Here is a 10,846-nt window from a genome sequence, read left to right as displayed (position 1 = left end):
GCGCTTATTTCCGTAACGATCCCCTGTTTTCGATTGGGTTGTATCTAACTTCTCGATGACAATCGGTTTGTTATACCGCTCCGCTAAGTCGACTAAGCGAATCGCTTCCACTTCGATAATCTTTGTGATTTGTCCTGTAGATTTCCCCATGATAGAAAAACGAAAGAAACCACTTCCTTTATAATTTCCATCCTTCGTTACATTTGTCCAAGTAAAGTGCTCAAGATTACAATCTACACCAATCACACCATCTGATGTACTGTAATTCGTACGTGGATTTCCCGGTACATCGACTAAACATTTCACAATATAATAGGAACCATAGTCTTCCACAGACCATGCGATCGGTTTGCCATACTTTTTCTTGTTCTTACACTGTAGTTGGGTTGTGATTACTTCTTCAATGGCGCCTTATGGGAACGTAACAGCTGGAAACATAAGTGTTTTCCCAGAACTTGTCGTCATCCACAACTCTTTTGCCTCGGGCACATACTGAAATACAAAATTGCCATGTATGGCATCTTTCCGTCCAGATAGGATCAGTTGTTTATTTCGAGCACGAGAAAATACTGTTTTCCATTTGTCATGGTTACGTACAAATTCGCGGATTGTAAATTGAGAGCGAAACAGTTTTTTGCTTCCAAATACTGCGCTAGGAATATTCGTTTGATCAGATGAAAGTTTTTGCATTAAACGAGATTGTCTTTGGGTGAGATGACCAATTTTCGCCTGAATTCTTTTCATTTGAACATCTAAGTATTGGTGTTCAAACAGATATTCACTCAGCCAAATTAAGGTGTCTTTTTTACGAGATAAGGAGATGAGGTTGTTGTGCTTTGCGAAGCGAGTGTTTTTCGGAAACGTCAGCGTTCCTTTCACACAACTTTGTTTGATTCTGCGAAGATTTGTTAGTTTTGTCCGTTCTTGTTTCAACTTTTTCTTAAGCTTCTTAAGCTTCTCTTGCGTTTGCTTCTCATATCGTTTTTGTAACACCATTAAACCTGTAAACAACGCCTTTGCTTCTTGCGCCGCACTGTTTGCATAATAATCATTCAATTGATAGTTCCGCTTGAGAACGAGATGAAGACTGTCTGTATACAACTTACGGTTCCAACTTTTTTCACGAACAATCGTTTGAAACGCAAAGCGTTTTGCCTGATTAAATGTTTCGATTGTCTCTGCCAATGCATCTACCATTTCATGCGGTACATCTATCTTGTAGATCCGTTTCGAAAAATACGCTTTCTTCACCTGTTCCCACCTTCTTTTATTTGATAAGATTATTATACACCCAATCGAACGTTAGTTCCACAAAGAAGAGACGTTTTCTTTAAAAAGGAACAACCGATTCATCCCCCACCTTCACTTCGTTTAGAGGAGGAGGTCTTCTCGGTTAAAATAATAAAATCAAAACCTGGAAGCAATGTCTATATATCAAAAAAGTAGAGAACTAAATTACTTCTAGTTCTCTACTCTCTCAAACAATAGCGCGAGCCCAATTCCCCCACCAATACCTAGCGTTGCAATGACATACTTTGCTTCTCCTCTTTGCGCTTGGTAGAATAATCGCGTAACAAGCATCGCTCCAGATGCACCATAAGGGTGACCAAGAGCAATCGCTCCACCACTCACATTTAGTTTATCATATGGGATTTGTAGTTCTTGTGCACATGCTACAATCTTAGCAGCAAAAGCCTCATTCATTTCAATATAATCAATATCGTCTATTGATAGGTTCTGATCTTGTAATAACTTTCGCACAGCAAATATCGGTCCGCTACCCGGTAAAAGAGGATCTACACCAATTGCAGCACTACTCACAAACCTTAGAATCGGCTTATAACCAAATGCACGAGCCTTTCTTTCCTCCATTACAAGCACAGCACATGCCCCATCATTTACACCACATGAGTTACCGGCTGTCACCGTTCCTCCTTGTAAAAAAACCGGCCTTGTTCTCTTTATAATTCGTTCATAATTCATTCCGTACTTTATTGTTTCATCTTCCAGTATATTTGAAGAAATCGGAATCATTTCTTCTTGTAAATACCCTTTTCCAAGTGCTTCCAATGTTCTTTTATAACTGAAACAAGCATATTCATCCTGCATATCCCTTGTAATTTTATATTTCTCTGCTACATATTCAGCTGCTATTCCCATATCTGGATCTCCGATACGATCAGGCGAAAAGCGAGCTCTCTTCTGGAAGGGAGATGTGCTTGTACTTTCCACTCCTCCAGCAATATAACAACTACTTGCCCCACCTTGAATAAGGTGGCAAGCCATCCGAATCGCTTCTAACCCCGCACCGCACTGGCGATCAATTGTTACGCCCGGTACTGTATATGGGAGTCCGGCTTCAAGCGCTGATAACCGTGCAACATTTCCGCCTGGCCCAACAACGTTTCCTAGTATTACATCGTCTATTTCGTTCTCTATTCCTTTACTTAAATGTGCTAGCAAAGGAGTTGTCAGTTGCTGAACCTCGTATTCTTTCAACATTCCATTTTCCTTGCCAATCGGTGTTCGCTTCGCCTCTACAATGACCGCTCTATTCATAAACTGTCTCCTGATTCTCAATTACATTTCTTGCTATTTCACGGGCAATTTTCCCGCTACTTGTATGCGGAATTTCATTAACAAAATACCACTCTTTCGGAATTTTAAATGAGGATAGTCGTTTTAAACAAAAACTTTTTAATTCTTGTCTCGTAGCTCTTCCTTTCACCATAGCAACAGGTTTTTCGCCCCAATATTCATCTTTTATACCAACAACTACAATTTCTTCAACATGGGGATGAGTAGATAATACACTCTCTATTTCCTCTGGAAAAATATTGATACCTCCACATAAAATCATATTCTTCTCTCTACCTACTATATATAAAAAACCTTCCTCATCTTGATAGCCTATGTCATTTACAGTCATCCAGCCCTCTTCTGTAACTTGACAAGAAAGCTCTCCATTTAGTACATACCCCATAAAAAACTGATCACTTTTCACATAAACAGTTCCAATTTCACCCTGTTTTAATTCCCTACCTTTTTCGTTACATATCCGAATTTGCACATTATGACATGGCTTTCCAACTGAAGATCCTTTTCTTTCATTTTCTACATCTGTTAGTGCTGTGACAAAACTTAATTCAGAAGCACCATAAAATTCATATCTTTTTGCATACGGAAATACGGCTTTTACTCTCTGTTTTGCTTCAGCTTCCCATTTTGCTCCTGAAGAAATAATTTTTACTTCTTTCTCTATAACACTTTTTTCTTTATATAATGCCTCTAGCATCGTCGGAACGGTATACATCACTGAAATCTTCTCTTGTTTCAATATAGATAAAATATGATTGGGGATGAACTTTTCTACAATATACACTGTTTGCCCTAAATATAGTGCACTTATTGCCCCATACAAAAAAAGAGAATGAACCAACGTACCAGCAAGCAAAACCGTATCATTTTTCTTCATATGGAAATCATGTAAATTGCAATCAAAGCTATGGACCCAAGAATCCTGCGCTCTAAGAAATGCCTTCGCTTTCCCAGTTGACCCCGATGTAAACCCCATATAGAACGAGCATTTTTTTATACTTTCTGAAGAATAGTATATATGTAACTGGTCGCCTATCATTTGATTATATTCATGAATCGAGAATACCTTTCCAGTTATTAGTGGTATTTCACTCATCTTATATTGTTCAGTAATTACAATAGATGGATTAGCAAGCTTCAACCTTTCCTTAAGCTCATGATGTTTCCACCTTAAATCAAGCGGAACACAAACCCACCCTGCCATTGCAGCACCTGCAAAGATTTGTAAAAATCCAATGCGATTCTCTAGTAAAATCGCAACTGTTTTATTCGTTGTTTTTTCTTTATTAAGCCAATTTGCTACTTGGCAAACAGATTCATGCCATTCTTTATATGTTAATACTCTATCTTTTTCTTTTATCGCTATTTTATTAGGATGTAAACCAGCATGCTTCCTATAAGACGATGTAATCCCCACTACTATTCATCCTTTCCTTTCAGATAACAAAAAGAAACACGCTAATACGTGTTTCTTACATTTTATAAAGTCTCTTCCGTTCTTTAACTAGCGTTTGAGATTTTATCTTTCTTTAAAGCAGGTGTAATCACATATTTCAATGAACGATGTAATCTAGGTACAAGAATTGCTGCAATCACAGCTTTGACTAAATCACCTGGTAAAAATACGACACTTACTTTAATGGCTTGCCATACAGAAATATCCATGATAAATGCTTGAACAGTCACGCCAAATACATAAATAACTAGAATCCCGCCAATTATATTAATCAAGAATACTTTTATAACAGATACTTGGCTTAAACGCTCTACAAGATACCCAATCACAAAGGCTCCAACAATATATCCGATTAAATACCCTGCACTTGGACTAACAAATACACCTGGACCACCGCGACCACCAGCTAATAATGGCGCTCCTACTCCAACAACAAACAAGAAAACCATTTGGCTTAATGCACCAAGACGAGATCCAAGTAATCCTCCCGCAAGCATAACACCAAGAGATTGCAATGTAATCGGAACAGGTGTAACAGAAAGCGCAATTGGTGGTATTAGTCCTAATACACCCATAATTGCACTAAATAAAGCAACAAAAACTAAATTCTTTGTATTCATGTGTATATTTCTCCTATTTGTAAACTTCAACTTATCATAAGATAACATATCATTGGTGTTATCTTACCTTTTCTCTTGCATTATTGTCAACATCTTTATAATTCCAGTTAACAATTAACCCGCTATAAATGAACATGATTTAATATAAAAAAGCGACTCCCATTGGCAGGAATCGCCTCTTCCTATAAATTATTTTTCGCTACCTTTATGCAGATTCTCTAGTTCTTTTCGTAATTCTTGTTTCAAAAATTTTCCGACGGATGTTTTTGGAATCTCCTCCATAAAAACAATATCGTCTGGCAACCACCACTTCGCAAATTGCGGTCGTAAAAATTCATATAACTCTTCTTTCGTTACAGAACTATTTTGCTTTTGTACAACACATGCAACAGGCCGCTCCTACCACTCCGGATGAGGAACCGCAACAACGGCAGCTTCAAATACAGCCTCATGTGCCATTAAAGCGTTTTCTAAATCTACAGATGAGATCCACTCACCCCCACTTTTAATTACATCTTTTGTGCGGTCAACAATTTTAACGCATCCTTCTTCATCAACTGTAACAACATCACCTGTATATAACCAACCATCACGGAATCCTTCGATAGTTCGTTCATCATTATAATAACTTGCAGCAACCCATGGTGCCCGCAAGCACAATTCACCCATCTCAGTCCCGTCCCACTTCACTTCCCCGTTCACTCCAACTACTTTCATCTCAACACCTGGCACAAGATACCCTTGCTTTGACCTGATTTCAAGTTGGTCTTCGTAGGATAAATTTGTCTCATAGCTTTTTAACCGCGCAAGTGTCACAAGCGGGCTTGTTTCAGTCATACCGTATGCATGGACAAAAGGAACATTATGTTTTTGTTCGAATGCAGCTATCACACTTTTAGGTGCTGCAGCGCCTCCACATAAAATCCGTTTCATACTTGACAGATCATAACTATTATTTTCTAATTCTTGTAAAACACCAAGCCAAATCGTTGGTACACCAGCAGCCAACGTCACTCTTTCATTCTGAATCATTTCTAATAAAATTTTCGGTGTAAACATCGGGCCAGGTAACACTTGTTTCGATCCAAACCACGTTGCTGCAAACGGCAGTCCCCAAGCATTCACATGAAACATTGGAACAATCGCCATTGCTGCATCACCTTCGGATAATGCCGCTGTATCCGCGAGCCCAAGCGCCATACAATGAAGTACCGTACTACGATGCGTATATACAACACCTTTTGGATTCCCTGTTGTCGCTGACGTATAACACATACCTGCTGGTGTATTTTCATCCATATCTTTTAAGAATTGAAAATCAGAATCCCCTTCTGTAAGAAGCTGTTCGTAGTGATACACCGGCTCTAGAGAAGTTTCTGGAAGTTCTTTTTTATCGGTCATAATGATGTATGCTTGTACAGTTGATAGTTTATCTTGAATTTTTTCAACGAGAGGTACAAGATCTTCATCAACGAGTAAAATGCGGTCTTCTGCATGTCCAATAATATAGGAAATATGTTGTGCAGATAAACGAATATTAATCGTATGCAAAACAGAGCCAATACCCGGAATTGCGAAATATGCTTCCACATGACGATGATGATTCCACATGACGATGATGATTCCACGCTAAAGTTCCAACTCGTTCTCCCTCTTTTATCCCTAATTTCTTCAATGCGCTAGAGAGTCTTCTTGTTCGCTCTCCTAATTGCTTATACGTTAAAGTGGTAATCGTATCATGTGTACGCGAAACGATTTCTTTCTTTGGAAACAGCTTTTCTGCCCTTTCTATCATAGAACTAATTGTTAATGGCACATTCATCATCATTTTTGTCCAACCTCCTATTAAAGCGTTTTCATTTTTAAATATTATACCAAACTTTCATGACGAAAGTTTAACTTTTCTGTATTTTCTGAATTATTTCCACGGAAATAATTATCTAATTGACTTATCGTAATCTTTTTATTCCCTACCACTTGATATCGTATCTTTCTCTATGACTATATTCCTTTCATTGGCTTTTTTCCATATCATATATCCTATGCTTATCATGAGTAGAAACGGAATTCCTGTCAATAATGTCGTTTTAAACATATCAGTAAACCATGTGGTAAGAATAATTGCTAACATTAATATCACACCCAATAGGGTTAAATACGGAAATCCCCACATACGTACCGGTAGCTTCCTTCCGCCATTCTTATCCCATTTTTTTCTGAAATATAAATGAGTAACAAAAATCATCATCCATGTGAACATAGCTCCAAACATAGAGATTCCCATCATTAGCATGAACGCTTGATTAGGAGAAATAATCGTAACTACGGTTGCTAACGCGATTCCTATTGTGGACAAAAATAAAGCTGAAACGGGAACCCCTTTCTTACTAAGTATTCCAAAACGCTTTGGTGCATATCCCGCTCGCGATAATGAAAACATCATGCGTGTTGTAATATATAATTGGCTATTCATCGCCGATAATGCTGCAATTAACACTACAAAATTCATAATACCAGAAGCACCTGTAATATGAATTAACTCCATTACTTTAACAAATGGACTTTTATCCACACCTGCCACTTTCCAAGGAACAATCATCAACATGAGAGCTAACGTACATAAATAAAATATAATCAACCGATAGATTGTTGAACGAAGAGCCTTTGGAACTGCTTTTTCTGGGTCTTTTGCCTCTCCAGCTGTAACAGCAATCATTTCTATACTTAAGTAACTAAATATAGCAACACAAACAGCAACCCACATGCCCCACCAACCATTTGGGAAAAACCCTCCATCATTTATGTAATTTTGCACACCCATTTCAGGATTAGCATTTGTACCAAATACAACATAAGCCCCTAACAAAATGAAACCTAAAATAGCGATAATTTTAACCATCGAAAACCAATATTCAATGGTTCCAAATAAATTGACACTAGTCGCATTTATAAAAATCAGTATACCTGAAAAAAGAATGACCCAAATCCAGCCTGGTGCAGTTGGAAACCAGTATTTCATATAGACAGAAACTGCTGTTACCTCTGTTCCTACAGCTGCTACAATACTCACCCAATAGGCATAGCGAACTGTAAAGCCAGCCCACTGCCCAATATAATGCTCTGCATAGGCACCAAATGATCCCGATGTTGGATGTGCTACTGTCATTTCAGCTAAACACCCCATCAATAAAAAAGCGATAACCGCTCCTATTCCATAGCTAAGTAGAACACTTGGACCTGCTAACCCAATTGCCATACCACTTCCTAAAAATAAACCTGTTCCAATTGCCCCACCAATCGCAATCATCGACAATTGCCTAGTAGATAGTCTCCGTTGTAACCCTTTCTCTCTTTCTATAATGTTTTGAAACTCTCCCTTTCTCTTCTCCATATTCTCCCTCACTTCTATTATTTTGTGTAAATTTATAACAGTATAAAAAATAAATTGACTACTTGTCAATTTATTAAACAGAAAATTCTATCTATTTAACAAAAAATAAACAGAGGAGAATAACCTCATTAGTTTACTCTCCTCTGCTCATTTTCACTATACATATCACGTGTAATAAAGTATCGCTTCGTATCACGATACATCCCCTTTACAATCAAATCGTCCTTAATGGTTTGATCATATTTCATCCCTAATCGTTTCATCACCTTCTCAGATTGTCTATTTCTTGTATGACAACCTGCTTCAATACGATTGAAATGTAACTCTGTAAAACCATATTCTAAAAACGCCTGCGCGGCCTCTGTCGCCAACCCTCTTCCCCAATATTTTCGTGATAACGCATAAGCTATCTCCGCTTTTTGTTCTTTTGAATTATAAGTAATAAATCCACACGTTCCTATGAGCTTCTTTTCAGTTTGTAATTCCATACCAAAAGCAGTTAACTCTTCTTGTGCATATTGGTTCATAATTGAATTCACAAACATTTTCGTATCATCTAATGTTGTATGGGGATTCCATACAGTATACGTTGTCATTTCTTTATCTGAAGCATACTCATATATATCTAACATATCGCTTATATTGATCCTCCTTAATATAAGACGATTTGTATACAATGTTGGATACTTTTCTATCTTATTGTTCATAATGGTTTCTTCTTAAACTTAGGATAGTTCCTTACTTTTAACTGAAGTACACTTCCACAATCCGTACAAATATAAGCATCCACTGGAGAAGATGTAAACATCGTCTCTTTTTTTCTTATTTGCGCATATCCAACAAACTCGCCTTCCCCAATATCATTAGAGCCGCAATAAGAGCATGTATGTATTTCTTTCTTTTTCATGAGAGCACCCACCTTTAATCTATTTCTACTCCCTTCGACAGTAATCTTCCATTTTCCTTCCACAAAAAAATCCCTACTTCTCCTAAATGTTGAAAGGAAAAGTAGCATTAGAGTCGCCTTCATACATTCCAAATACATTATTACATTCTTTTAAGATAGAGACTGTCATACTTTATGAGTACATGAACATAAAGAACATAAGTAAAAAGAGCCTATTAAAGGCCCTTTTTACTTACCACCCTGCTTTTCTAATACATATAAATCCTCTTCTATGTTTGACAACTTATCTGTAATTAATTTTCTCGCATCCCCAATTGCTTGATTATATGCGTATGGCCCAATTAATTTTATCATTTCTTCTATTAAACGCTCTGCTTGAAAACGCCCGATTGTATCTAAGTCTTCCTCTTCAAAAAACTGCTGAATTTGTTCTACAAGCTCATCTTTCTTTTCATTTGGCATTTTTATATTCATCATGCCTCATCTTCTCCTCTATTTTGCGATAATATTTCCCTTAACTCTACCATAGAAAAACGTGTTCCTGGACAAGTTTTTGTGACACCTTCTAATTCACGATGACCCAGTATATGTTCTTCACATATAGAAAACTGCTTCATAAAGTTCTTACATAGCAAATGTAAAGCATCTATTTGCGCTATTGCTGGATCGTATTTATCAAAATTACCTGCCATGCAAATCCCTATCGTTTCAGTATTATATCCCTTTGCATGGGCTCCAACATGTAATCCCCTACCTGCAAATACAGTTCCATCTTCTTCAATAAAATAATTATATCCAATGCCGCTCCAACCTCTTACCTTTTGATGGAATTCATGTGTTTTATACACATCCCATCCATCTTCAGCTGTGTGATGAATAATAAGTTTTGTTACGTTTTGCAGTGGCTGCAATTCATCTTGAAATTTCAGCTTTGCTTGTTTCATTTCCATTCCGAATCCTCCTTTTACAACTCAATCATAATTATCGTTTTATCATCTGGGTGAATTCGCTTTTGTCCTTCTAATTCTTCTATTATAGAAACATATTCCTCTATACTATGCCCTCTTACATATTGCACGGTTTGCTCAAGTGACCAACCTGGGTGAAATAATCCATCCGAACAAATAAATATCCCTTTCACTTCAGCAAGTGGTAATTCTCCTTGTTGAATCCAAGTGATTGCTTCTGGCATCCCATTTGCTACTGAATACCCATTTGGCATATTAGCAAGATAACGATTATATTTTAATTGCTTCCTAATATCATTAAATAGATGTTCTTCCGGTACAGGAAGTCCTTTTTTTCTATCTTCTTCACGTTTTCTTTTCGCTCGCGCACTAATTCCTTTTACTGTATCTTTTGTTAGCACTTTCATCGTTCCATCGTGCAATGTAGCAACAATCATACAGTCACCAAGCTGCGCATATTGAATGATTCTATCATTGATATGAACTACAGCAATACAAGTACACCATAAATGATCTTTCTTTGTCGTATCAATCTTATAATCTATCATTTTTTCTTGTAATGCTTCATTTGCGTTTTTAATTACCTCTTGTAAACTTGTTACTTCTTTTAGCGATGTAAAATGACTTGCAAATAAATTAGATGCAAGATATGCTCCATTATGTTCTTTCTCATCTTGAAATGGTATAAGTGGTGTTGCACCATCGCACACACCATATACCATCACATCTTCGTTACAAAAAAAGGCATCCTCGCACTCCTGTTTCAAAGGACTTTTCTGTTGATACGTTTTAAATTCCATATCTTCACACCTCTTTAATAAAGTTCAAAAGTAATTTGTTTTTTTAAATTATTCTATTTTTCCAAAATAAACTGTTTTTCCCTAAAACTTTCAATTTCATATATAA

9 protein-coding genes and 2 pseudogenes are annotated in these 10,846 nt (G+C 37.0%); all 11 read right to left on the bottom strand.

Annotation, left to right across the window (positions count from 1 at the left end):
* A pseudogene (locus tag HRG09_RS29160) lies at positions 1-1,251 on the bottom strand (IS200/IS605 family accessory protein TnpB-related protein); the annotation flags it as partial.
* A 210-nt stretch (positions 1,252-1,461) separates the two neighbouring features.
* Positions 1,462-2,559 carry an acetyl-CoA C-acyltransferase gene (locus HRG09_RS23485; RefSeq protein WP_174103201.1) on the bottom strand — a complete coding sequence of 366 codons (1,098 nt, stop codon included), beginning with the start codon at positions 2,557-2,559 and terminating at the stop codon, positions 1,462-1,464.
* Positions 2,552-4,015 (bottom strand): acyl-CoA synthetase, encoded by a 1,464-nt coding sequence (locus HRG09_RS23480; RefSeq protein WP_174103200.1) that lies wholly within the window; start codon positions 4,013-4,015, stop codon positions 2,552-2,554. The genes HRG09_RS23485 and HRG09_RS23480 overlap by 8 nt, the downstream gene beginning before the upstream one ends.
* 83 nt (positions 4,016-4,098) lie before the next feature.
* Positions 4,099-4,674, bottom strand: a complete 576-nt coding sequence (locus HRG09_RS23475) for a biotin transporter BioY (protein ID WP_174103199.1) — start codon at positions 4,672-4,674, stop codon at positions 4,099-4,101.
* Positions 4,675-4,863: 189 nt separating this feature from the next.
* A pseudogene (locus HRG09_RS23470) lies at positions 4,864-6,502 on the bottom strand (long-chain fatty acid--CoA ligase).
* Between the two features lie 135 nt (positions 6,503-6,637).
* The gene (locus tag HRG09_RS23465) at positions 6,638-8,065 is read right to left on the bottom strand and encodes an amino acid permease (protein ID WP_174103198.1); all 1,428 of its coding nucleotides are present in this window, start codon (positions 8,063-8,065) and stop codon (positions 6,638-6,640) included.
* A 128-nt stretch (positions 8,066-8,193) separates the two neighbouring features.
* Entirely contained in the window at positions 8,194-8,772 is a 579-nt protein-coding gene (locus HRG09_RS23460) for a GNAT family N-acetyltransferase (protein ID WP_174103197.1), read from the bottom strand.
* Positions 8,769-8,972 carry a hypothetical protein gene (locus tag HRG09_RS23455; RefSeq protein WP_174103196.1) on the bottom strand — a complete coding sequence of 68 codons (204 nt, stop codon included), beginning with the start codon at positions 8,970-8,972 and terminating at the stop codon, positions 8,769-8,771. Before HRG09_RS23455 ends, HRG09_RS23460 begins: the two co-directional genes overlap by 4 nt.
* A 228-nt stretch (positions 8,973-9,200) precedes the next feature.
* Positions 9,201-9,449, bottom strand: coding sequence for a DUF2164 domain-containing protein (locus tag HRG09_RS23450; protein WP_174103195.1), 249 nt, complete (start codon positions 9,447-9,449; stop codon positions 9,201-9,203).
* Positions 9,446-9,922, bottom strand: a complete 477-nt coding sequence (locus HRG09_RS23445) for a peptidoglycan recognition protein family protein (RefSeq protein WP_174103194.1) — start codon at positions 9,920-9,922, stop codon at positions 9,446-9,448. Before HRG09_RS23445 ends, HRG09_RS23450 begins: the two co-directional genes overlap by 4 nt.
* Positions 9,923-9,936: 14 nt before the next feature.
* Entirely contained in the window at positions 9,937-10,740 is an 804-nt protein-coding gene (locus HRG09_RS23440) for a protein phosphatase 2C domain-containing protein (protein ID WP_174103193.1), read from the bottom strand.
* Positions 10,741-10,846 lie beyond the last annotated feature (106 nt).

This window comes from Bacillus sp. Xin1, from assembly GCF_013314535.1.
In the GTDB taxonomy this organism is placed as follows: domain Bacteria; phylum Bacillota; class Bacilli; order Bacillales; family Bacillaceae_G; genus Bacillus_A.
This window is presented reverse-complemented; position numbering and strand designations above follow the sequence as displayed.